The sequence below is a fragment of the Arthrobacter sunyaminii genome (assembly GCF_018866305.1).
Lineage (GTDB): Bacteria > Actinomycetota > Actinomycetes > Actinomycetales > Micrococcaceae > Arthrobacter_B > Arthrobacter_B sunyaminii.
The window spans coordinates 1799464-1822654 of the sequence record NZ_CP076456.1 but is presented as its reverse complement, the minus strand read 5'-3'; the positions used below and the strand labels follow the sequence as shown (position 1 = coordinate 1822654).

Here is a 23191-nt window from a genome sequence, read left to right as displayed (position 1 = left end):
TGTCTCCGTCTCTAGCTTTGTTCGGCCCGGCGCTTGACCACCATGTTCACCATGGTGGCCAGCAGCAGCATGAGGCCCAGGAAGAACTTGAACCAGTCCGGATTCCATTCCGCGTACACAATGCCCTTGTTGGCCATGCCGAAGATAAACGCCCCGATGGCGCCGCCAATGGCGGAGCCGTAACCGCCCGTCAGCAGGCAACCGCCAATCACGGCCGCAATGATGTAGAGGAATTCGTTGCCGATGCCTTCACCGGACTGCACGGTCGAAAACGCGAACAGGTTATGCATGCCCAGGATCCAAGCGCAGAAGCCAACACCCATAAAGAGGCCGATCTTGGTCTTCACCACGGGAACACCGACGGCGCGGGCGGCGTAGTCATCACCGCCGGATGCAAATATCCAGTTACCCATTCGGGTGCGCAGCAGGATCCACGAAGCCACGGCAACCAGGGCAATCCAGATAAAGACGGTGATCCGGACCTCCACTCCGCCCAGCGTGACGGACGAGGCGAACACGGCCTTGGCGGAATCGAAACCGTCCATGGTCGAGATGGACGGTGAAGAAACGCTTCCGCCGATGGCCCGGGTCAGGCCCAGGTTAAGCCCGGTGAGCATGAGGAAGGTTGCGAGAGTGACGATGAAGGACGGGAGCTTGGTCTTGACCAGAATCCACCCGTTGATGAAGCCAACCGCCAGCGACACCACCAGCGCCAGCGCAACGCCCACCCATACGTTCGTCGAAAAGTACCAGCTGAAAAGTGATGCCGTCAGGGCCGAGCTGATAACGGCAACACCGGTGGACAGGTCAAACTCCCCGCCGATCATCAGCAGCGAGACACCCACGGCCATGATGCCGATGGTGGAGGCGCCGTACAGGACGGTGGCAATGGAGCCGGGCTGCAGGAACACCGGTGCAACCACTGAGAAGAAGGCAAACAAGGCGATGGCACCCACCAGCGCCCCGATTTCCGGGCGTCCCAGCAGTTTGGCCATCCTGCTCTTGGAGGCAACCCGCTCGTCGGCAGCCGGACCGGCGGGGGTGATGGTATTAGCCGTCATGGGGTTTCACTTTCATCATGTCCGGGGCCGCAATCGTGCCCGGGCCGGACCGGCGCATCAGCGGATGCCGTCAGCGGCAAAGACCGCAACCTGTTCGGCGTTCGAGGAATCGATGATGGTGGGACCGGTGAGCACCGGCTGGCCGCCTCCGAGCTCGAAGCCTCCGCGGGAGTTCTGCCAGAGCGCGTCAACTGCTCCGTAGCCCTGAAGCCAGGGCTGCTGGTCCACCGTGAAAATGATTTCCCCGTCGGCAATCCTCTTGGCGAGGTCGGGGTTGAGGTCGAAGGAGGCTACCTTGGCCTCGCTGCCGGAAGACTCCACGGACTTCAGGATGGTGAGCGTATACGGCGCGCCCAGCCCGACGACGACGTCGGCATCCGCTGTTGCCTGCAGCTTGGCTGTCACGGTGGACTCGACCTGGGTCATGTCGGTTCCCTGGACATACAGGATTTCGGTGCCCGGCACCTTGGCCTTGACACCGGCGCAGCGGGCTTCGTGTCCCACGTTGCCCTGCTCATGGATCACGCAGATCGGATGAGCGTACCCGTCCGACGCCAGCCGCTGCCCCACCGCTTCTCCGGCGAGCTGTTCATTGGAACCAAAGTGGGTGAAGGCGCCGAGTTCAACAGATCGGTCCTCCCCTGAGTTCAGGCTCACCACCGGAATGCCGGCGGCTTCCGCCTTCTGGAGCGCTGAGGCGACGGCATCCGGTTTCGCCAAGGTGACGGCAATGCCGTCCACGCCCTGCTCCACGGCCTGCTCAATCAGCTGGGCCTGCCGGCCGCCTTCAGGATCCGAGCTGTACAGAAGCTCAACATTGTCCTTCGCCGAAGCCTCTTCAGCACCCTTGCGCACGATGTCCCAGAAGGTGTCTCCCGGACCCGCGTGGGTAATCAGGGCAATCTTGATGCGGTCAGTGCCGGCAACGGCACCTCCGTTATCGCTGTCCGCTTCGGGGGTCCTCCCGCCGGAACTGGAACATCCTGCCAGGGCCAGCGCAGGAACCAGCAGCACCGATGCTGCCAGTCTGCGCAGGGAAAAATTGAGTGACATTAAAGTCTCCTTTGTCTTCACGGCCCGGCCCAGTAGCCAGCAGCCGGCAGCCGGAGGGGCGCCGCCCCGCTTCGGCACTTGGAAGTCCAAATATATCGACAAGCATGACCATGTCAATCATTTGTCAGGACATACTCGCCTTACCCGAAGCGCTTGTCAGGAGACAGGTTCGCGAGAATTGGTGAGCGATCCCTCCGGCGGAGTGACCGCTGTTACACTCGACAGCAAACGTTTTTGTCCTTACATGGTGCGGTGCAGACCGGGAAAACTACGGAGGTCCAGCAATGAGTCCGGAGCTCAATATTCCGATTGACCGGTCCTCCCCCGTGCCCCTGTACCACCAAGTGGTCCAGGGAATTGAAGCAGCCATCCACAGCGGCGTCCTGGAATTCGGCTCCAGGCTGGACAACGAGATTGACCTGGCCGGCAAGCTGAACCTGTCCCGGCCCACTATGCGCAAGGCCATGGACGAATTGGTCCGTGCCGGGCTGCTCGTCCGCAAGCGCGGTGTTGGCACTCAGGTGGTATCAAACCAGGTTCGCCGCCACCTGGAGTTGACCAGCCTGTTCGATGATCTGCAGGGGTCCGGACAAAAACCCGCCACCGCGGTACTCGACTTCCGGCACGGCCAGACAGCACGGGCCGTCGCAGAGACGCTGGAACTGCCCAAGGGCGTGCGCACCTACCACTTCTCCCGGCTGCGCACCGTCGGCGGCAAGCCGCTGGCACTCATGGAGAATTGGGTGCGCGATGACATCACGGAAATCACCGAGGGAGCCCTCCGGGAGCAGGGCCTCTACCAGCTCCTGCGGGATGCCGGAGTGAACTTGAGGCTGGCCACCCAGCGCATCGGTGCCGCCGTTGCCGACAAACGGCAGGCGGAGCTGCTGGACATCGCGCCCGGTGACGCATTGGTAACCATGGAACGCACCGCAGTGGACGATGCCGGACGCAACGTCGAAACCGGACGCCACGTGTATCGTGCCGATTCCTACAGCTTCGAGATGACACTGGTTCAGCGCTAGGGGTGCACACCCCGGGAAAGAGATTCGGATGTCGGAAACACCTTGGGTCTATCCGCTGGGTTCGGCCGCCGACGGCGGGTGGCAGGTTTCGCTGGGAGCAACGGACAGCGCCGCCAGGATTCCGGGATGGTCACACACCGGCCTAAAGGTCACGGAACTGGCGCCCGGGGAGTCGGTGTCGCTGCCGGCAGCGGATGAAGAGCGGCTGGTCATCCCGCTTGTTGGAGCCTTTACGGTCCTGGTTGACGGAACCACGTATCCGCTGCGGGGCAGGAACTCGGTCTTTGCCGGCGCCACCGATGTCCTCTATTCAGGGGTCCGGACGCCGCTGACGGTCTCCTCGGACAATGGCGGCAAGGTTGCTGTGGCCCTGGCCCCGGCGCACGAGAGTTATCCGGTGCGGCTGGTCACGGCGGAGGAAACCCCGGTGGAGCTGCGGGGATCGGGAACCTGTTCACGGCAGGTCCACAACTTCGGCACCCCGGCCGCACTGGAAGCGGACCGCTTCATTGTCTGCGAAGTCCTCACCCCTGCCGGCAACTGGTCTTCCTATCCCCCGCACAAGCATGATGAGGAGAAGGACGGGGAGACGTCCCTGGAGGAGATCTACTACTTTGAAACGCGGGCTGCTGCGGGTTCACCGGTTCCGGAGGACGTTGACGCGGTGGGCTATGCGCGCGTCTACGCCTCCGATGAAAGGCCGATCGATGTCAGGGCCGAAGTCCGCAGCGGCGATGTTGTGCTCGTCCCCTACGGCTGGCACGGCCCGGCCATGGCAGCCCCGGGATACGACCTCTACTACCTCAACATTATGGCCGGTCCCGGCCGGGTGCGGGAGTGGCTGATCAGCGACGATCCGCACCACGGCTGGATCCGGAAAACCTGGGACGGACAGCCGATGGACCCGCGGCTCCCGTTCACCTCCTGAGCTGCCGTCTGACCGGGACCCTGCTGTCTGAGTACACCTACCCGACCGCCGCGGCCCGCGCCGGACCTGGCCGGCGAAGTGCTGCGGCATCCCTGGCGTGGAACTGCTCCTCCAGTTCCTCCAGTGACTTGCCGCGTGTTTCGGGCAGATACGCCTTGACGAAGAGCACGGCAAACACACCGAGTCCCGCGAAAAGGAAGAACGTGCCGGAGATTCCAAGGCCCGCCGTGAGCATGGGAAAGCTGAAACCTACGGCAAAATTGACCATCCAGAGGATGAAGGCGGTGCTGCCCATCCCCAGCCCGCGGATCTTCAGCGGGAAGATCTCCGAGAGCATCAGCCATGTGACCGGTGAAATGGCACCCTGCTGGAATGCGAGGAAGGTGACGGTCAGCGCCAGGATCACGAAGCCGCGCCCGGTGCCCTCGGGCAGCAGCAGCGAAAAGAGACCGATCAGGGACAGTGCGGTAATGGTTCCAATCTGGCCGACCATTAGCATTGGGCGCCTGCCGACCCTGCCCAGCAGCCAGATCCCCGCGAAGGTTGCCAGGACGGAGATCACACCGTTGGCGATGTTTGCTGTCAGCGCGGCCTGCGTGCCGAATCCGGACTGCTTCAGGATTTCGGTGCCGTAATACATGATCGAGTTCACGCCGGTGATCTGCTGGCAGATCGCCACCCCTACGCCGATCAAGAATATGTGCCGCATCCACGGCACCCGCAAATCCTTGAAGGATCCCTTCTTCGCCTCATAGTCCTCACGCGCCAGCGCCCGGACGTCGTCAATTTCCTTCCGTGCCACCGCCGCGGTCCGGATCTTCTTGAGCACTTCGAAGGCTTCGGGGAAGCTCCCGATCGAGGCGAGCCAGCGCGGGCTCTCCGGTACCCGGAGCATCCCGATCCACAGTCCGATGGCGGGCAGGGTCGCGAGCACCAGCATCCACCGCCAGATGTGCGTCTCGTCAGCCCAGACATTGCCAAGTACCGCGTTGGTCACGAAGGCGAGCAGCTGGCCGCTGACGATCATCAGCTCGTTCCGGGTCACCATCTGTCCGCGCAGGTGGGCCGGGGCCATTTCCGCCAGGAACACCGGCACCATGGCCGAGGCTCCGCCCACTGCCAGGCCAAGAATGAAACGGAAAGCCACCATGACGGCAACGTTCGGTGCCAGCGACACTCCGATGGTTCCCAGCAGGAACACGGCGGCCAATCCCATGATCAGGCGCCGGCGGCCATAGCGGTCCCCGAGCCTGCCGCCGGACAGCGCACCGAAGGCAGCACCGACAAGCAGCGAACTGGTGACCAGCCCGGTGGTCAGCGGCGTCAGGCCCAGATCGTCCTCCATGAAGGGCAGCGCTCCATTGATGACGCCTGTGTCATAGCCAAACAGCAGGCCGCCCAGCGTACTGACCGCGGTGATGCGTTTGAGCGCCTTGTTGGGTTTCATCCCGGCGTCCGGGGACTGGCCGCGATCCCTGATGCGCCCGGGTTCCTGCTCAGGACTGATGCCCCGTTCGGGCTGGTTGGTCGCGCTCATTGCTTGTCCTCCGTCCGTTCCGGGGCATCCCCGCGTCCGCGGATCATGTCCATCATGGTGGTGAGCTGGTAGCGGGATACTTCGTGGGCGTTTTCATCTTCAGCGAAGACGCTGGAGACCATGACGGACTCTGTGCGGTCCAGGAATCCGTTGCCGGACAGAGCCTCGAGAAGCTCCTGCCAGTCCACGTCTCCGTCACCGATCTTCAGGTGCTGGTGCACCCGGACGGTATTGCCCGGCGGGTTGGTGATGTAGCGCAGGCCGTGCGATGCACGGTGGTTCATGGTGTCCGCCATATGGACAACCCGCAGCTGCTCCCCCACGGCGGCCAGAATGTCACCCGGCGCGTCCGCCAGATGAAAAGAATGAGCAGCGACAAGGACAAAGCCGAGATTTGGCGAATTGACACCCCGGATCACCCGCCATGCGGCCAGGCCTTCCTCAACGAAGTCATCGGGGTGGGGATCTATGGCCACGTGGAGTCCCTCGCGCTCAAACACCGGCACCAGCTCCTCCATGGAGCGGTAGAAAGCGGCCTCGGATTCTTCCGGTTGTTCCGGGCGTCCGCCAAATTCTGTGTTCAGCTGCACGGTGCCGAGGTCGACGGCGATCTGCACGGCCCGCTTCCAGTAGCGCACCGCAGTCTCGCGGAGATTTTCGTCAGGCGAGGACCACCGCAGCACCGGCAGGACCGAGGCAATCTCAACTTCTGCTTCGGCACAGGCCTTTTTCAGGTCGGCTACCAGGGCGTCGTCAGCTTTGGGATGGGTAAAGAACGGCAGAAAATCCGGATGCGGCGTGAGCTGCAGGTATTCGTATCCCAAATCTGCGGCCAGCTGCGGAAACTCCAGCAGCGAGTGGCTGTGATGGAACGGCGTTGGGTCCAAGGCAATCTTCATTGTTCGCACTCCTCTTTCGCTGGCAACGCATTGCTCTGCATCGCACCGGCGCCGTGGTCAGCTCTGGTACAGCAGGGGCTTTTCGTGAAGCTCAACGGCAACCGTACGGCCGGTTTTCTGCGCTTCGACGCCGGCTTCGCAGCAGGCCGCCGCCGCGTATCCGTCCCAGGCACTGGGCCCGCCGATGTCCCCCTGCAGGGCAGCGTCCACCCAGGACTGGATTTCGCGGTCGTAGGCGGCGCTGAACCGCTCGGCAAACCCCGGCAGGACGGTGCCGCCCCAGCGTCCGCGGGCGCTCAGGTACGGGCCGGCGTGGTTTCCGATCCGCACTACTCCCTGCTCGAACACCGCCTGGGTGCCCACCTCGTAGCCGTACTGGGCATTGACATAGATCTCCACGTCGGCCAGCACACCCGAGGTTGTTTCCATTAGCACCTGCTGCGGGTCATTCATGCCCGCCGGGGCGTTGCGGGTGGTCTTGCCGGTGCGCACCCGCACCGAGGTAATCTCTTCCGCGCTAAAGAACCGGACGGCGTCAAACTCGTGCACCACGGAGTCGTTGATCAGCATTTCGTTGCTGAATCCGGGCGGTGTGGCGGGGTTGCGGTGCTGGTGGTGCAGCATCAGCAGCTCGCCCAGTTCTCCGCTGCGGATCAGCTCGGCCAGATGCGCATACTCGGCGTCATAGCGGCGCATGAAGCCCACCTGGATGCGTTTGCGGCCCAGCTTCTCCTCCGCCTGCAGCACCCGCCAGGCCGACACCGAGTCCGGGGTCAGGGGTTTTTCGCAGAGGATGGGGATGTCCCGGGCGAGCGCGGCGTGCAATGCGTCTTCATGCAGAAAGCCGGGCGTTGCGATCAGCACAGCGTCCGTGCGCGGGTCCTCAAGTGCTGCGCGGATGTCGGTCAGGGCAGCGGCACCGGGAACACCGGCGGCTGCGGCGGCTGCCCGGGCAGGATCGATGTCGACGACGGCGCTTACCTCCGCCCCGTGGGTGCGCCGGGCCAGGCGCTGTATATGGTCAACGCCCATGCGTCCGGCACCGATGACGGCAACGCTGAGATTCCGGCTCATAGGAGCCTCCTTAGGTGATCCTTGCGGAGCTGGTTGCGAAAGTTGGGTAAGGCGGCAGCTAGGAAACGCGCGTCCGTGAACCGCAGGAGAGCAGGTAGTTGCGGGTCCGGCGGGCGATCGGCAGGGGTACATCCAGATTGGCCACCGGGTACATGTCCTGCTCCACGATCCCGAACAGCGGCCGGTTCAGTTCCTCGGCCGCCGCGATGATTAGGGACAGATCAGGCAGTCCCCCCGGTGGTTCACTCATGACCCCGGCCCGGTTTGCCGCGGCCCAGGTCAGGTTCTCCCGGCGGACCGTGTCCAGGACCTGCGGATCCACCTGTTTCAGGTGCAGGTAGCCGATGCGCTCCGGGTAGGTGGTCATCAGCTCCACGCTGTCCGCATCTCCGTACTGCGCATGTCCGGTGTCCAGGCACAGGGACACCAGTGCGGGATCGGTTTCCTGCAGGAAGCGTTCAATGTCCGGCTGCGCACATACGTGCGAGTCGGCGTGCGGGTGGAACTGCTGCTGCAGTCCGTAATCCTCGGCCAGCACCTTTCCCAGCCGGTTGTGGCCGAGAAACAGGTCCTGGAGTTGTTCCGGCGTAAGGTCGGAACTCTCGATCGCTTCTCCGGTTACGTCGTCGCGCCACATCGCCGGAATCACCACCATGTGCTGCCCGCCCATGGCCGCCGTGAGTTCAGCAACCCGGCGGGCCGGCTCCCATGCTTCCTCCCACTGATCGGCGCCGCGGTGAAAGGCCGTGAAGACGGTTCCGGCGGAGACCTGCAGGCCGCGCTGCCCCAGCTCATCCGCCAGCCGGACCGGATCGGAAGGCAGGTAGCCGTACGGTCCCAGTTCGATCCACCGGTAACCGGCTTCGGCCGCTTCGTCCAGGAAACGCTGCCATGGGGTTTGCCGGGGGTCCTGGGCGAACCAGACGCCCCAGGAATCCGGTGCGGTTCCGATGATGAGCTTGTTCTCAGTCATGTGCCGGTCCTGTCTCTGCGTCACCGATCAACGGTTTCTGTGCGGCCTTGTGCCGGAGGTAGGTGCTGTGGGCATCCCGGGTGGACTCCAGTTCGGAGGCGCCGGCTACGGGAACGTCCCACCAGGATTCGGAATCGGGAGCATCGATCAGCGGATTGGACTCGACGTGAATCAGCACCGGCCCGCTGCCCTCGGGTTCGGCCTTGGCCTTGGCGACGGCCGTCTCCAGATCGGCCACTGCATTGTCACCGGGCTCCACCCGGATGACGCGAACGCCCAGTGATTGCGCATTTGCCGCGAGATCAACGGGCAGCAAATCGCCGTCGTCGAAGGTTCGGTGCACGGGATCCAGCGTCCGGTAACGGGTGCCGAACCGCTGCGAGCCCAGCGACTCGGACAGCGCCCCGATGGAGGCGTATCCGTGGTTCTGGATCAGGACGGTTATGAGCTTGATGCCTTCGGCTACGGCGGTGACCAGTTCGGTGTGCATCATCAGGTAGGAGCCGTCACCCACCATGACGACGACGTCGCGCGGCGCCTCGCCGTTCCCGGCACGGCGTGCCTCGTCAACGGCGGCGCGTTTTACTCCCAGTCCGCCCGGGATTTCATAGCCCATGGTGGAGAAGGCATATTCCACGTGGTAGCCGAAGGGGTCGGCAATGCGCCACATTTTGTGCAGGTCGCCGGGCAGGGATCCGGCAGCGCAGACGACGACGTCGCGTGCGGCGGTAGCGCGGCGAACGGCTCCGATGATTTCGTTTTGGCTGGGCAGCGGAACATGCCGGGTGTCGAAAACCTCGTCCACAGTGGCGTTCCAGCGCTTCTTTTCCGCTGCCACCAGCTGCTCCAGGTCCGCACCAACGCGGTAACCGGACAGGGCCTCCGTCAGTCGAAGCAGCGCCTTGCGGGCATCAGCCACGATTGGCAGCGCGGTGCCCAGCTTGTACGCGTCCAGCGGTGCCACGTTGATGTTCACGAACTTCACGTCCGGATCCTGGAAAGCCGTGCGCGAGGCCGTGGTGAAGTCCTCGTAGCGGGTGCCGATGCCAATGATCAGGTCCGCGTCGTGTGCGACGGTGTTGGCCGCCGTCGTGCCGGTGGAACCGACAGCGCCGAGGCAGTACGGAGCGTCCCAGGGCAGCGATCCGACGCCGGCCTGGGTGTAGGCAACCGGTATGCCCGTGAGTTCGGCCAGCCGCGCCAGCTGAGCGGTGGCGAACGCGTACAGCACTCCGCCTCCCGCGATGATCAGCGGACGCCGGGCTGAGCGGATCAGCTGGGCGGCGCGGAGGATGTCATCCTCGTCGGGCTCAGGGCGGCGGATGCGCCATTCCCGCTCCGCGAGGAATTCTGCGGGCACGTCGAGTGTCTCGGCCTGGACATCCTGGGGCAGCGAAATGGTGACCGCGCCGGTGTCGGCAGGATCCGTAAGGACCCGCAGACCGTTGAGGAAGGCCGAATAGAGCTGTTCCGGCCGGACCACCCGGTCAAAGTACCGGGACAGCGGGCGGAAGGCGTCATTGACGGTGATGTCGTAAGCGTCCGGACGCTCCAGCTGCTGCAGCACGGGATCCGCCGCCCGGGTGGCGAAGGTGTCTGCCGGGAGCAGCAGCACGGGAAGCCGGTTGGTGGTGGCCACGGCAGCCCCGGTGAGCATGTTGGTGGCTCCCGGCCCAATGGAGCTGGTCACCGCATAAGTGGCGCGCCGGCGTACGTGCCGTGCGTATCCCACCGCCTGATGCACCATCGCCTGTTCATTACGTCCCTGGTAATAGGGCATCACATCCGGGTCCCGGACCTGCTCCTGTTTTAGTGCCTGGCCCACCCCGGCAACGTTGCCGTGGCCAAAGATGCCGAAGATGCCGGGGATCAGGCGCTCGCGGTAGTCCACACCCCCGATGCTGTCCACAACGTACTGTTTGCCCAGGAACTCGACCACAGCCTGGGCCACCGTCATGCTGCGCGTTTTCATGGTGCAGGCACTTCCTGTTCGGGGACAAAGGTCCGTGCCGGGTGGTTGTTGAGCAGCGAGGCCGCCGCGGCCACGGCCTCGCCGACGTCACCGCTTTTGGGGTACAGCAGGGTTCTGCCTACGGTCAGGCCCTGGACGCCGGGCAGTTTCAAGGCCGCCTGCCAGCGGTTCAAGGTGTCCTGCGGGGACCCGGACGGGTCTCCGCCGAGCAGGACAGCGGGCATGGTGGTGGCTGCCAGAACCCGCTCCATGTCGGGGACCACGGGCAGCTTCAGCCAGGTATAGGCGCTGGTGGAACCCAGTCCCGAGGCGATGGCAATGGAGGTGATGACGGCGTCGGCGGTCAGGTCGTTGCGCAGGCCGCCGTGATCCCACACGGACATGAACGGTTCCACCATTGCCACCAGGTGCCGCTCTGCGAGGGCGTCGATGGTTTTCGCGGCTGATTCCAGCGTGCTGACCGTTGCCGGGTCTCCCAGGCAGATGCGGACGAGCATTTTGCCCCCGGTGGCGCCCAGCGACTGCAGCGCGGCCGCGGTGTGGCCCGTGAACCGGTCGTCGGGTTCATTGACGGAACCGGCCAGCCCGCCCCGGTTCATGGAGCCGAACAGCAGTTTGCCGTCCAGAGCACCCAGCAGGAGCAGGTCATCCATGATGTCGGCTGTGGCCAGCACACCGTCCACTGCCGGATGGGCCAGCGCGGATAGCAACCGGTCCAGAAGATCATGGCGGTCTGCCATCGCCATGGACTGCTTGCCTACGGCGAGGGCGCCGCGGGCCGGATGATCGGCTGCAACAATAAAGTTTTGTTTCCCCAGCCGTGGTCCGGGGTGGGGACGGCGTTCGGCAGCCGCGCGGCTGACGGCTCCGGGGTCCTCCAGCCGGAGGCTGGTCAGGTGCTCGTAGCGTCGCGGGTTGTCATCGAAGCCGTTCACGTAGTTGCCTCCAGGAGTTCCGGCACCATCCGGCCGCGTTCGGTCAGCAGCTCGAGAACTTCCGTGGGCGTGGGCATGGCATCCGCGCAGGAGATCCGCGATGCCACCAGCGCACCCGCTGCGTTGGCGTATTCCAGCACTGCGGCCAGGGGCCACCGCGCCAGCAGCCCGTGGCATAACGCGCCGCCAAAGGCATCTCCGGCTCCAAGCCCGTTCACCGTCTCCATCGGAACGGGCGGAGAGATCACGCACTCGGTTGGGGTTTTTGCCAAGACTCCGTCAGCCCCCAGTTTGACCACCGCCAACGCAACGCCTTCGGCAAGCAGCCTGTCAGCCTGTTCTTCGGGCGTTCCTGCTCCCACCGCCACCGAGCATTCCTTGGTATTGCCCACCGCAACCGTGACGTACGGAAGGATGCTGTGGATTTGTTCTCGGGCTTCATCCTCCCCGGACCAGAACATCGGCCGGTAGTCCAGATCAAGGACCGTGTGCTGTTCCGGTCCCAGCGCCTCCCTTGGCCGGGCACGGTGGGCGGCCAAATGCGCTCCCCGGCTGGATTCCTGGCTCAGGCCTGTCACCGTGGACCAAAAGATACCTGCCTGCCGGACGGCGTCCATGTCCAGGTCTTCGGCCGCGATCTGCAGATCGGGCGCCGTTGGAAACCGGCCGTAAAAATACAGGGGGAAGTCCTCCGGCGGCATGATCGCGCAGAAGGTCACGGGGGTTTGGAGCTCCGGAACGGCAGTGACATAGCTGTCGTCGACGCCGAACCTCAACAGTTCCCGGTGCAGGTATTTTCCGAACGGATCGTCACCGGTCCGGGTGATGACGGCGGCCCTGCGCCCGTGCCGGGCCGCGGCGACCGCAACGTTGGATGGTGATCCGCCAAGGTACTTGGCAAAGGAGGTGACATCCGCCAGATCCACTCCAATGTCCTGCGGGTAGATGTCAACGCTGATCCGTCCGATGGTAAGCACTTCGTGAGGCACTGTGTCCGCCGGCCTTTCCGCTGGGGACGGCGCCGCCGCCCTTATTGGCTAAAGCGTGACCGCAGTCACATGCACATCCTGTGCCCCCAACTTTGTCCTGTCAATGTCTTCGACAGAATCAACTGACCCAACCGCTCCAGAGGGCCGTATCGCTGACTACCGGCGCAGCCACACAGGGGTGCAGGAAGGCCATGTCAGCCCAGCAGGCGACCTTTGTCCTGTCATTTCCGCGACCAGCCCGGACGATTTGAAAGACCTCCTCCGCCTCAGCAATGTTTCATCCCTGGAGCAGGTGGTCCAGACAAGTCTTGAGGGGTGGCAGGTGCAGCATGAATGCCTGCGGTGTCCGTGACCGCAGCGTTCCGGCTGTCCGGCTGTCCGGCGCAAAAGAAAACACCCCGGTCCGAAGACCGGGGTGTTACCTGTGTCGCGACTCATCCGTGAACAATGTCTGGACGATTTTCTTTGGTGCCCGAAGTGGGACTCGAACCCACACACCTCTCGATACTGCATTTTGAGTGCAGCGCGTCTGCCAATTCCGCCATTCGGGCCAGCCCTGCGGTGTGAATCACAAAGTTCACATTCCGTGTTGGGCGCGAATCTACTCTACATGCGGATAGGCTATTTGTGTGAACTGTCAGTTCGCACACGGCAGTCAACCGCATTCTGAGGAGCACCTGTGTCTGAGTCCACCGAGCCCGCCCCGTCCAACACGCCGGCGCGGCGCGTCATTGTCGCCGAAGATGAGACGCTGATCCGCCTCGACATCGTGGAAATCCTCACCGGTGAGGGATACGACGTCGTTGGTGAAGCCGACAACGGCGAGAAGGCCGTTGCCCTTGCCACCGAGTTGAAGCCCGATCTGGTCTTGATGGACGTCAAGATGCCCGTCATGGACGGCATCACGGCAGCTGAGCAGATCGTCAAGGCCCGCATCGCGCCGGTTGTCCTGCTGACCGCCTTCAGCCAGAAGGAACTGGTTGAACGCGCCCGCGAGGCTGGGGCCATGGCCTATGTGGTCAAGCCCTTCACCCCCGCTGACCTGATTCCCGCGATCGAGATTGCGCTGTCCCGCCACGAGGAAATCAAGGCCCTCGAGGAAGAGGTCAGCGACCTCAAGGAGCAGTTCGCCACCCGCAAGCTGGTGGAGCGCGCCAAATCGCTGCTGACCACCAAGATGGGCCTCACGGAACCCGAGGCCTTCCGCTGGATCCAGAAGACCTCCATGGACCGCCGCCTGAGCATGCGTGAAGTCGCCGAGACCATCATCAACCAGGTCAACTAAGGCTTCTCAGGCGACCCCGCCAAGAAAAACCCCGCCCGACGTCGTCGGGCGGGGTTTTTTGCGCTCGGCATCAGGCCGCGGACAACGCTCTGCCCTTGATGGTTTCGAATTCCTGCGGGGTGATGGCACCGGCGTCAAGCAGGTCCTTGGCCTTGGAGATTTCGTCGCTGGGGGAAGAGGCCGCAACCCGGCGAATGTATTCCTCCGTGGAGTTCTGCAATTCCTGTGACTCCCTCCTGGCCCGTTCATTCATTCCCCTCCCGCGGGCGATGAGATAAACGAGGACTGTGAGGAACGGAAACAGCACCAGAAAGATAACCCACACAGCTTTGGCCCAGCCGCTCAGTCCGCGATCACGGAACAAGTCGCTGATCACCGCAAAGAGGGTAAACAAATAGGCAAAGAGGACTGTCACGGTGAAAACCCACCAAAGGATGTCCCAAAAATTGTCCCAGTAGCTCAAAGCTGCTCCTCTCTCAGGCCGTACTCATGATCATCGCCCGAGCGCTTGAGCAGTGCCATGGTCCAACGTCGATACGCAGCCGCGACTAGCGAAACAGTGCAGGTCATCCCCCGCTGTCCGGGATTGGTTCTGCCCCCCGGGCACGGGTGGTCGAACCGTGGGTGAGTAGGCACATGGGTAAGGAGGGGCGGCATATCTGGAAAACTGGATATCAATGGATGGAACTGGATATCGTTACAGTAAAAAGCTGCCCGGCCGGAAAACCCCGGCCGGGCAGCTCTGATGGAACGAGGTGAAGTCCGTGTTAGATGGACTTGGCCTTGCCCTTGTTGGAGTTCTTGATCGGCCACGGGCCAACCTTCTCCTTGACGCGCATCTGGCCGTCAAGGCGCTGACCTGCATCAGCGATGTCCCCTGCCTTGTGGACCTTGATCGAGTTGGTGGAACCCGCCTGTCCGGGAGGCGAACCGGCTGCGATCACCACGATGTCGTCAATGTCCACCAGGTCGTTCTCGAACAGCGTCCGGTCCACCTGGGCAGTCATCTGGTCAGTGTTCTCCGCAAACTCCACGAGCATGGGCTGGATGCCCCAGAACAGGCTCATGTAGCGGTAGGTCTCTTCCACAGGGGTGAAAGCCAGCACCGGCTTCTTCGGGCGCAGACGGGAAAGCCGGCGGGCCGAGTCACCGGACTGGGTGAAGGTGCAGACGAACTTTGCATCGAGCTGGTCTGCGATTTCGACAGCGGCACGGGTAATGGCGCCGCCGCGGGTACGCGGCTTGGAGCCCAGGGCCGGCACGCGGTTCAGGCCGTGCTCTTCGGTGGACTCGATGATCCGGGCCATGGTGGTCACGGTCTCGATCGGGTACTTGCCCACTGACGTCTCGCCCGAGAGCATCACGGCGTCGGCACCGTCAAGTACGGCGTTGGCGCAGTCGGAGGCTTCAGCGCGGGTGGGCCGCGGGCTGTCAATCATGGATTCCAGCACCTGGGTGGCCACGATGACCGGCTTCGCCCAGCGGCGGGCCAGCTCGATGGCGTTCTTCTGCACCAGGGGAACGTCTTCGAGGGGAAGCTCCACACCGAGATCGCCACGGGCAACCATGATGGCGTCGAAGGCGTCAATGATTTCCTCGATGGCAGCCACGGCCTGCGGCTTCTCGATCTTGGCGATGACCGGAACGCGGCGGCCTTCCTCGTCCATGATTTCGTGGACGCGGCGCACATCAACGGCGTTACGGACGAAGGACAGCGCAACCATGTCCACGCCGCGGCGGATGGCCCAGCGCAGGTCTGCCTCATCCTTGTCGCTCATGGCGGGCACGCTTACCGCCACACCCGGCAGGTTCAGGCCCTTGTTGTTGGACACGGGGCCGGGAACGGTCACTTCGGTGACCACCTTGACGTCATCAACGGCAGTGGCACGGACGGAGACCTTGCCGTCGTCAATCAGGAGGGTGTCCCCCACGTTGACGTCGTTGGGCAGTCCCTTGTGCGTGGTGGAGACAATATCCTTGGTGCCCGGAACATCTTCAATGGTGATCGTGAAGACGTCGCCCTTGTTCAGGTAGTGCGGGCCGTCCATGAAGCGGCCAAGACGGATCTTGGGCCCCTGCAGGTCAGCGAAGATGCCTACCGGCTTGCCCAGTTCCTCGGATGCCCGGCGCACGTTCTCATACACAGAATTGTGTACGTCGTGATCTCCGTGGCTCATGTTCATGCGGGCTACGTCCACTCCGGCGCTGAGAACCGCGAGGGTGTTTTCGTAGCTTGCGATTGCTGGGCCGAATGTGGCCACAATTTTTGCACGTCTCATAAGCTCAAGCCTAGTCGTCCTGCGCCGATTACGCATGGAGACGGGCCGCATAGCAGGCGTCCTTGGATACAGCTGCCAGTGTTTTTTGTCTCAGGCAGCCGGCGAGGGCGGCAAGCAACCACCCCCCCAGCTGCCTCTCACGGATCTCGGGAGCTTCCCGGCCGGCATCCTAGTAAGCTTGAACGCCGGAACAGACAACCGCCAGCCAGTGTCAGGAGCAGCATTTTGGAGAGCGCGTCGGAAAACAGGTCGGGGGCCGACGGCGGCTCAGCCGGCACTCCTCCCCGCGGGCTGAGGGAACGCAAGAAAGCCCAGGTGCAGGCCCAGCTCGTGACAACAGCCTGGGAGTTGTTCGCCGAGCATGGGTTCGCGGCCGTCACCGTGGACCAGATTGTGGAAGCGGCAGGAGTTTCCCGCAGTTCGTTTTTCAGGTACTTCGATACCAAGGACGCCGCGCTGTTCCACAACACGAGGCTTGCCCTGGACAACATGGAAGCGGATTTCGAATTCCGCAGCCGCAGCACCCCGCCCCGGCAGGCCCTTCATCAGTCCCTGCGGCAGGCCGCGACGGATTACGAGCCTAGGCGGAGTGAATACCGGACCCTGCGCCGGCTGATGCGGGAGGACCGCGTGCTGCGCGCAAGCGCCGCGGCGTACAACCAGTCGCTCCTGGCAGAGATGACCTCGACCTATCTGCGGCAGCTGGGCCAAGGTGACGAGCTCGCCGCGCGCGTGGAGGTGGCGGTCATGTGGGCGGCGGCAACCGTCGCCCTGGAATCGTGGGTCCGGGCCGACGGGGAAGACCTGCTGCCCCTGACTGTCCGGGCCCTGGCTGCCCTGCACCAGGACGCCTAGGCACGCAGGCTACCTGGGCATCAGCACAGCTGGCCCCCAGGGCAGCTCAGCATGAGGCCGCCGGTCGAGATCCGGCGGCCTCATGCTGAGGAGGCTGTACGGGCGGGCCGCACCAGGTGCGGACCTACAGCACAGAGATGGCCCGGTCGCTGGGAGCCACCGGTGCCGGCAGACGGGTGGAACCGGTCAGCCACTGGTCCACCGCCGCAGCACAGGCACGGCCTTCGGCGATCGCCCAGACAATCAGCGACTGGCCGCGTCCGGCGTCACCGGCGGCAAAGACGCCCGGCGTCTTCGTCATGTAGTAGCCGTCGCGCACCACGTTGGAGCGCTCGTCGAACTCGGTGTGCACCTGCTCGGCCAGTCCGGCCGGTTCCGGACCGGTGAACCCCAGCGAGAGGAACACCAGGTCTGCCGGAATAACCCGCTCGGTGCCGGCTTTGGGGACGCGCCGTCCGTCCACGAATTCTGTTTCGGCGATCCGAACCCCGGTCAGCTGGCCGTTCTCACCCACGAATTCCACGGTGGAAGCCAGGTAGGTGCGCTCCCCGCCCTCTTCGTGTGCGCTGGCAGTTTCGAACAGTGTCGGGTACATCGGCCACGGCTGATGTGCGGCGCGCTCCGCCGGCGGCTGCTTGCCAATGGCCAGGGTGGTGACGGACGCCGCCTGCTGGCGGTGCGCGGTACCCAGGCAGTCCGCACCGGTGTCCCCGCCGCCGAGGATCACCACATGCTTGCCCTCGGCGGAAATGGAGTTCTTCACGCGTTCCCCGGCCACGGCACGGTTTGCCTGCACCAGGTATTCCATCGCGAAGTGCACGCCGTTCAGTTCGCGGCCGGGGATGGGCAGGTCCCGGGGCACGGTGGCTCCGGTGGCCACCACCACGGCGTCGTACCGCCGGCGCAGCTGTTCCCAGCTGATGTCACGGCCCACTTCGACGCCGGTGCGGAAGCGGGTGCCTTCGGCGCGCATCTGGTCGAGGCGGCGGTCGATCTGCGCCTTTTCCATCTTGAAGTCGGGAATCCCGTAGCGCAGCAGGCCGCCAATCTTGTCATCGCGCTCGTATACGGCAACGGTGTGCCCGGCGCGGGTGAGCTGCTGGGCCACGGCCAGTCCCGCAGGTCCGGAGCCGACGACGGCGATGGTTTTGTCCGTGAGCCGCTCGGGAGCGTGCGGGGTCACCCAGTTTTCATCGAAGGCCTGGTCAATGATCGAGACCTCAACCTGCTTGATCGTCACTGCCGGCTGGTTGATGCCCAGCACGCAGGACGATTCGCACGGGGCGGGGCACAGCCTGCCGGTGAACTCCGGGAAGTTGTTGGTGGCATGCAGCCGTTCAATGGCGTCGCGGCCCTTGTCCCGCCACACCAGGTCATTCCATTCCGGAATGAGGTTTCCCAGCGGGCAGCCCTGATGACAGAACGGAATGCCGCAGTCCATGCAGCGTCCGGCCTGGGCCTTCAGCACGCCCTTCTCCTGGGCTTCGTACACCTCTTTCCAGTCCATGATGCGAACGGGAACAGGCCGGCGCGGCTGCGTTTCGCGGTCGCGTACTTTCAAGAATCCGCGTGGGTCAGCCACCGGTTACCTCCAAGATTTTGGTCCAGGCTTCGGCGCCGTCGGGGTCAAGTCCCGCTTCGACGGCGGAGGCGCGGGCGTCGAGCACAGCAGCGAAGTCACGCGGCAGCACCTTGGTCATTCGGGCAACTGTGCCGGTGAAGTCCTCCAGCAGGGCGGCCGCCAGTGCCGATTCGGTTTCTTCCACGTGCCGGATCAACAGACCGCGGACAATGTCCGCGTCCTCGGCGTCCAGCGGCTCCAGGCGCAGTTCGCCCTTTTCCAGTGAGTCCTTGTTGATCCGCTCGGGGCGGATGTCCAGCAGGTACGCGGTGCCGCCGGACATGCCGGCACCGAAGTTCCGTCCCGTGGGCCCCAGGATCAGCGCCTGTCCCCCGGTCATGTATTCGCAGCCGTGGTCACCGATTCCTTCGACCACTGCCGTGGCACCGGAATTGCGGACCAGGAAGCGTTCACCCACCTGCCCGCGCAGGAACATTTCCCCGCTGGTGGCGCCGTAGCCGATGACGTTGCCGGCTATGACGTTGCGGGCGGCGTCAAAGACGTTGGCGCGGTCCGGCCGGACGATAATCCGTCCGCCGGAAAGGCCCTTGCCGACATAGTCGTTCGAGTCTCCGAGCAGGCGCAGCGTGATGCCGGCCGGCAGGAAGGCACCGAGCGACTGCCCCGCCTGGCCGGTGAGGGTCACGTCGATGGTGTCGGTGGCCAGCGTATCGATGCCGAAGGTCTTGGTCACGGTGTGTCCCAGCATGGTGCCCACGGACCGGTCGGTGTTGACCACGTCCAGCGTGATGCGCACCGGATTCCGGTTGGTCAGGGCGTCCGCGCTCATTTCGATCAGCTTGTTGTCGAAGTGCGCATCCAGATCATGGTTCTGCTTCACCATGTTGCGCATCGGCGCGCCGGGTTCGACGACGTCGGCGCCGCGCAGGATCGGCTCCAGGTCCAGTCCGTCGGCCTTCCAATGGTCCACCGCGGCCTTGGTGTCCAGCAGTTCGGTGTGCCCGATGGCTTCTTCGAGGGAACGGAATCCCAGTTCGGCCAGGATTTCGCGCACTTCCTCGGCCAGGAACTCGAAGAAATTGACCACAAATTCGGGCTTGCCGGAGAACCGTGCCCGCAGTTCGGGGTTCTGCGTGGCCACGCCCACCGGACAGGTGTCCAGATGGCAGACGCGCATCATGATGCAGCCGGAGACCACGAGCGGAGCGGTCGCGAAACCGAACTCCTCACCGCCCAGCAGCGCGGCAATCACGACGTCGCGCCCGGTCTTGAGCTGGCCGTCCACCTGCACCACCACGCGGTCGCGCAGGCCGTTGAGCATCAGGGTCTGCTGCGTTTCGGCCAGTCCCAGTTCCCAGGGCGCTCCGGCATGCTTGAGCGAATTCAGCGGCGAGGCGCCGGTGCCGCCGTCGTGCCCGGAGACGAGAACGACGTCGGCCTTGGCCTTGGTCACGCCGGCCGCCACGGTGCCGATGCCTGCTTCGGAGACGAGCTTGACGTGGACCCGGGCGCTCGGGTTGGAGCGCTTGAGGTCGTAGATCAGCTGCGCCAGGTCCTCGATCGAGTAGATGTCGTGGTGCGGCGGCGGGGAAATGAGGCCGACGCCGGGCGTGGAGTGCCGGGTGCGGGCCACCCACGGGTACACCTTCTGCGCCATCAGCTGGCCGCCTTCGCCGGGCTTGGCGCCCTGGGCCATCTTGATCTGGATGTCCTCGGCGTTGGTGAGGTACAGGCTGGTGACACCGAAGCGGCCCGAGGCCACCTGCTTGATGGCGGAGCGGCGCTCCGGATCCAGCAGCCGCTCAGGATCTTCGCCGCCCTCGCCGGTGTTGGACTTGCCGCCGAGCCGGTTCATGGCAATCGCCAGGGTCTCGTGGGCTTCCTGCGAGATGGAGCCGTAGCTCATGGCGCCGGTGGAGAAGCGCTTGACGATGCTGGCGACGGATTCCACTTCCTCCAGCGGAACGGCAGGCCGCTCCCCCTTGCGGAACTCCAGCAAACCGCGCAGAGTCATCAGGTTCTTCGACTGGTCATCAACACCGTTGGTGTACGCCTTGAAGATGTCATAGCGGCGTTCGCGGGTGGCGTGCTGGAGCCGGAACACGGTTTCCGGATTGAACAGGTGCGGCGGTCCTTCGCGGCGCCACTGGTATTCGCCGCCGTTCTCCAGCGGACGGTGCGGATCCTCGATTTCGTCGTCGGGGTAGGCGCTGGCGTGCCGGGCGGCTGCCTCGGCGGCGATGACGTCCAGGCCGACGCCGCCGAGCTGGGTCTGCGTTCCGTGGAAGAACTCGTCCACCATTTCCTGTCCCAGGCCCAGGGCCTCGAACGTTTGGGCGCCGCAGTAGGAGGCAACGGTGGAGATGCCCATTTTGGACATGATCTTCAGGACGCCCTTGCCCAGGCCCTTGATCAGGTTGGCCACGGCCTCTTCCCGGGTGACCCCGGTGATGTCGCCGTTGCGAACCAGTTCCTCGCAGCTTTCCATGGCCAGGTACGGGTTGACCGCCGAGGCGCCGTAGCCCATGAGCACTGCCACGTGGTGCACCTCGCGGACATCACCGGCTTCGACCAGCAGGGAGATCTTGGTGCGGTTGGCGCTCTTGAGCAGGTGGTTATGCACAGCGGAGAGCAGCAGCAGGGACGGGATGGGCGCCCACTGGGCGCTGGAATCCCGGTCCGAAAGCACGATGTACTCGATGCCGCGGTTAACGGCACCGGAGACCTTTTCGCAGATTTCCGCGATCCGGGCACGCAGTTCGGACTCGCCGCCCTGCGGCCGGTACAGTCCGCGGACCTTGAGCGCGATCTTTTCGCCGTCGGCGTTGGTCAGCTTGGCAATCTTCGCCAGCTGGTCATTGTTGATGACGGGAAAGTTCAGGGCCACCTGGTGGGTGCGGACCTGGCCGGGGGCCAGCAGGTTCCCCACCGGTCCGATGGAGGCACGCATGGAGGTGACCAGTTCCTCGCGGATGGAGTCCAGCGGCGGGTTGGTGACCTGGGCGAAGGACTGCACAAAGTAGTCAAAGAGCAGCCGCGGGCGCTGGGAGAGCACGGCGATGGGGGTGTCCGAGCCCATGGCGCCCAGGGGTTCGGCACCGGTGCGGGCCATGGGGCCCAGCAGGATGCGCAGCTCTTCCTGCGTGTAGCCGAAGGTGCGCTGGCGCCGGTTGATGGAGGCCTTGGTGTGCAGCACGTGTTCGCGTTCGGGCAGCTCTTCCAGGGAAACCTGGTTTTCCTTTACCCACTCCGCCCACGGATTGGCAGCGGCCATCTCCGCCTTGATTTCGGCGTCCTCGATCAGGCGGCCGGCGCCGGTGTCCACCAGGAACATCTTGCCCGGGGAGACACGGCCCTTGCGGACCACCTTGGCCGGATCAATATCCACGACCCCCACCTCGGAGGCGAGCACCACCAGTCCGTCTTCGGTCACCCAGTACCGTGCCGGGCGCAGGCCGTTGCGGTCCAGGACCGCCCCCACCTGGTTGCCGTCGGTGAAGGACACCGCAGCCGGGCCGTCCCACGGTTCCATGAGCGTGGAATGGTACTGGTAGAAAGCGCGGCGGGCCGGATCCATGGTGGCGTGGTTCTCCCAGGCCTCGGGGATCATCATCATGATGGCGTGCGTGATCGGCCGGCCGGAGAGCATCAGCAGCTCGGCAACCTCGTCAAAGGACGCAGAGTCCGACGCGCCCGGGGTACAGATGGGGAACAGCTCTTCCGGCGTGTCCCCGAGCAGCGGGCTCTTCAGCTGGGACTGACGGGCGCGCATCCAGTTGCGGTTGCCCTTGACCGTGTTGATCTCGCCGTTGTGCGCGATGGTCCGGAACGGCTGGGCCAGCGGCCAGGACGGGAACGTGTTGGTGGAGAACCGGGAGTGGACAATGCCCAGCTTGGTCTTGAAGCGCGGGTCGGAAAGATCGGGATAGAACGGTTCAAGCTGCGCGGTGGTCAGCATGCCCTTGTAGACCATGGTCTTGGAGGACAGCGAGGGGAAGTAGACGCCGAACTTGTTCTGCGACCGTTTGCGGACGCGGAAGGCGCGGGCGTCAAGATCGGAGCCGTCGCCGTCGGCCGGTGCCAGGAACACCTGTTCGAAGTGCGGCATGCAGGCACGGGACATGGCGCCCACAAGGTCCGCCACCACCGGCACTTCGCGCCAGCCCAGGACCGTCAGGCCCTCGGACTCTGCCATGGCCTCGACGCCGGCGCGGGCGGTGTCCTGTTCCCGGGCTTCGGAGGGAAGGAACGCGGTGCCGACGGCGTAGGTTCCGGGGACCGGAAGCTCAAATCCGGTGACGGCACGGAAAAACTCATCAGGGACCTGGGTCAGCAGGCCGGCGCCGTCGCCGGTGCCTTCATCGGCACCTACGGCGCCGCGGTGTTCAAGGTTGCGCAGGGCGGTCAGAGCTGCATCCACGATGTCGTGTCCGGGCTCTCCGCGCAGAGTGGCGATAACGGCCAGTCCGCAGGCGTCCTTTTCATTCTCGGCACGGTAGAGACCGGAATCAGCCGGGAAGTTGGCGAAGCGGGTGAACGGCGAGAGTACAGGTGTGCCTGTGCCGCCGGGCGGAAACGGTTCAGTCATGAGAGGTAAGTCCTTCCCCCTGATTGAGCGGTGGGAGGGGACGACGCTGGCCCCACGGCGGAAGGTGAAACGTTCCGCGGTGTCTTGAGTGTTCACGGACAGGCCAACGGTGTGGTTCCCGCGGCCCCGTCCGGGCGGCCACGGCGATGTGGCAGC

General features: G+C 64.4%; 17 protein-coding genes and 1 tRNA gene. 4 read left to right on the top strand and 14 right to left on the bottom strand.

Features of this window, described 5'->3' with window-relative positions; genetic code table 11:
* Positions 1–11 precede the first annotated feature (11 nt).
* Positions 12–1061 carry an ABC transporter permease gene (locus tag KG104_RS08075; protein ID WP_104054491.1) on the bottom strand — a complete coding sequence of 350 codons (1050 nt, stop codon included), beginning with the start codon at positions 1059–1061 and terminating at the stop codon, positions 12–14.
* A gap of 57 nt (positions 1062–1118) precedes the next feature.
* Positions 1119–2114, bottom strand: coding sequence for a substrate-binding domain-containing protein (locus KG104_RS08070; protein ID WP_207346671.1), 996 nt, complete (start codon positions 2112–2114; stop codon positions 1119–1121).
* Between the two features lie 284 nt (positions 2115–2398).
* Here KG104_RS08070 and KG104_RS08065 point away from each other — a divergent pair, with 284 nt between their 5' ends.
* Positions 2399–3139, top strand: coding sequence for a GntR family transcriptional regulator (locus KG104_RS08065; RefSeq protein ID WP_104160889.1), 741 nt, complete (start codon positions 2399–2401; stop codon positions 3137–3139).
* 28 nt (positions 3140–3167) lie between these two features.
* The gene (gene iolB, locus KG104_RS08060) at positions 3168–4067 is read left to right on the top strand and encodes a 5-deoxy-glucuronate isomerase (RefSeq protein WP_207346670.1); all 900 of its coding nucleotides are present in this window, start codon (positions 3168–3170) and stop codon (positions 4065–4067) included.
* A gap of 37 nt (positions 4068–4104) precedes the next feature.
* On the opposite strand, the gene KG104_RS08055 is transcribed toward iolB, so the two are convergent.
* The 8 genes from KG104_RS08055 to KG104_RS08020 all read right to left on the bottom strand — a co-directional run bounded on the left by KG104_RS08055 (position 4105) and on the right by KG104_RS08020 (position 12997).
* Positions 4105–5514 (bottom strand): sugar porter family MFS transporter, encoded by a 1410-nt coding sequence (locus KG104_RS08055; protein ID WP_104161408.1) that lies wholly within the window; start codon positions 5512–5514, stop codon positions 4105–4107.
* Positions 5515–5600: 86 nt separating this feature from the next.
* Positions 5601–6503, bottom strand: coding sequence for a sugar phosphate isomerase/epimerase family protein (locus KG104_RS08050; protein ID WP_104054495.1), 903 nt, complete (start codon positions 6501–6503; stop codon positions 5601–5603).
* Between the two features lie 57 nt (positions 6504–6560).
* The gene (locus tag KG104_RS08045; protein WP_104054496.1) at positions 6561–7577 is read right to left on the bottom strand and encodes a Gfo/Idh/MocA family protein; all 1017 of its coding nucleotides are present in this window, start codon (positions 7575–7577) and stop codon (positions 6561–6563) included.
* 58 nt (positions 7578–7635) lie between these two features.
* Entirely contained in the window at positions 7636–8550 is a 915-nt protein-coding gene (locus KG104_RS08040) for a sugar phosphate isomerase/epimerase family protein (RefSeq protein ID WP_207346669.1), read from the bottom strand.
* On the bottom strand, positions 8543–10507 hold the full coding sequence (gene iolD, locus KG104_RS08035) for a 3D-(3,5/4)-trihydroxycyclohexane-1,2-dione acylhydrolase (decyclizing) (RefSeq protein WP_207346849.1): 1965 nt from the start codon (positions 10505–10507) through the stop codon (positions 8543–8545). The genes KG104_RS08040 and iolD overlap by 8 nt, the downstream gene beginning before the upstream one ends.
* Positions 10508–10518: 11 nt before the next feature.
* On the bottom strand, positions 10519–11457 hold the full coding sequence (locus KG104_RS08030) for a Cgl0159 family (beta/alpha)8-fold protein (RefSeq protein ID WP_207346668.1): 939 nt from the start codon (positions 11455–11457) through the stop codon (positions 10519–10521).
* Complete coding sequence (gene iolC, locus KG104_RS08025; protein WP_207346667.1) at positions 11454–12446, bottom strand: 5-dehydro-2-deoxygluconokinase; 993 nt, start codon at positions 12444–12446, stop codon at positions 11454–11456. The genes KG104_RS08030 and iolC overlap by 4 nt, the downstream gene beginning before the upstream one ends.
* A 466-nt stretch (positions 12447–12912) precedes the next feature.
* A tRNA-Leu gene (locus KG104_RS08020) sits at positions 12913–12997 on the bottom strand.
* A gap of 128 nt (positions 12998–13125) precedes the next feature.
* On the opposite strand from KG104_RS08020, the gene KG104_RS08015 reads away from it, so the two are divergent.
* The gene (locus tag KG104_RS08015; RefSeq protein WP_104054501.1) at positions 13126–13731 is read left to right on the top strand and encodes an ANTAR domain-containing response regulator; all 606 of its coding nucleotides are present in this window, start codon (positions 13126–13128) and stop codon (positions 13729–13731) included.
* Positions 13732–13801: 70 nt separating this feature from the next.
* On the opposite strand, the gene KG104_RS08010 is transcribed toward KG104_RS08015, so the two are convergent.
* Positions 13802–14194, bottom strand: a complete 393-nt coding sequence (locus tag KG104_RS08010) for an SHOCT domain-containing protein (protein ID WP_104160881.1) — start codon at positions 14192–14194, stop codon at positions 13802–13804.
* Between the two features lie 304 nt (positions 14195–14498).
* Complete coding sequence (gene pyk, locus KG104_RS08005) at positions 14499–16010, bottom strand: pyruvate kinase (protein ID WP_104054503.1); 1512 nt, start codon at positions 16008–16010, stop codon at positions 14499–14501.
* Positions 16011–16235: 225 nt separating this feature from the next.
* Here pyk and KG104_RS08000 point away from each other — a divergent pair, with 225 nt between their 5' ends.
* Entirely contained in the window at positions 16236–16865 is a 630-nt protein-coding gene (locus KG104_RS08000) for a TetR/AcrR family transcriptional regulator (protein WP_207346666.1), read from the top strand.
* Positions 16866–16989: 124 nt separating this feature from the next.
* On the opposite strand, the gene KG104_RS07995 is transcribed toward KG104_RS08000, so the two are convergent.
* Both KG104_RS07995 and gltB read right to left on the bottom strand, forming a co-directional pair.
* Complete coding sequence (locus KG104_RS07995) at positions 16990–18447, bottom strand: glutamate synthase subunit beta (RefSeq protein ID WP_207346665.1); 1458 nt, start codon at positions 18445–18447, stop codon at positions 16990–16992.
* On the bottom strand, positions 18440–23035 hold the full coding sequence (gene gltB / locus KG104_RS07990; protein ID WP_207346664.1) for a glutamate synthase large subunit: 4596 nt from the start codon (positions 23033–23035) through the stop codon (positions 18440–18442). The genes KG104_RS07995 and gltB overlap by 8 nt, the downstream gene beginning before the upstream one ends.
* Positions 23036–23191: the final 156 nt, after the last annotated feature.

Bases quoted from the DNA above. Each gene is read 5' to 3' on its own strand.
- KG104_RS08075 (WP_104054491.1), bottom strand. From the start codon at position 1,061: ATGACGGCTAATACCATCACCCCCGCCGGTCCGGCTGCCGACGAGCGG.
- KG104_RS08070 (WP_207346671.1), bottom strand. From the start codon at position 2,114: ATGTCACTCAATTTTTCCCTGCGCAGACTGGCAGCATCGGTGCTGCTG.
- KG104_RS08065 (WP_104160889.1), top strand. From the start codon at position 2,399: ATGAGTCCGGAGCTCAATATTCCGATTGACCGGTCCTCCCCCGTGCCC.
- iolB (WP_207346670.1), top strand. From the start codon at position 3,168: ATGTCGGAAACACCTTGGGTCTATCCGCTGGGTTCGGCCGCCGACGGC.
- KG104_RS08055 (WP_104161408.1), bottom strand. From the start codon at position 5,514: ATGAAACCCAACAAGGCGCTCAAACGCATCACCGCGGTCAGTACGCTG.
- KG104_RS08050 (WP_104054495.1), bottom strand. From the start codon at position 6,503: ATGAAGATTGCCTTGGACCCAACGCCGTTCCATCACAGCCACTCGCTG.
- KG104_RS08045 (WP_104054496.1), bottom strand. From the start codon at position 7,577: ATGAGCCGGAATCTCAGCGTTGCCGTCATCGGTGCCGGACGCATGGGC.
- KG104_RS08040 (WP_207346669.1), bottom strand. From the start codon at position 8,550: ATGACTGAGAACAAGCTCATCATCGGAACCGCACCGGATTCCTGGGGC.
- iolD (WP_207346849.1), bottom strand. From the start codon at position 10,507: ATGACGGTGGCCCAGGCTGTGGTCGAGTTCCTGGGCAAACAGTACGTT.
- pyk (WP_104054503.1), bottom strand. From the start codon at position 16,010: ATGAGACGTGCAAAAATTGTGGCCACATTCGGCCCAGCAATCGCAAGC.
- gltB (WP_207346664.1), bottom strand. From the start codon at position 23,035: ATGACTGAACCGTTTCCGCCCGGCGGCACAGGCACACCTGTACTCTCG.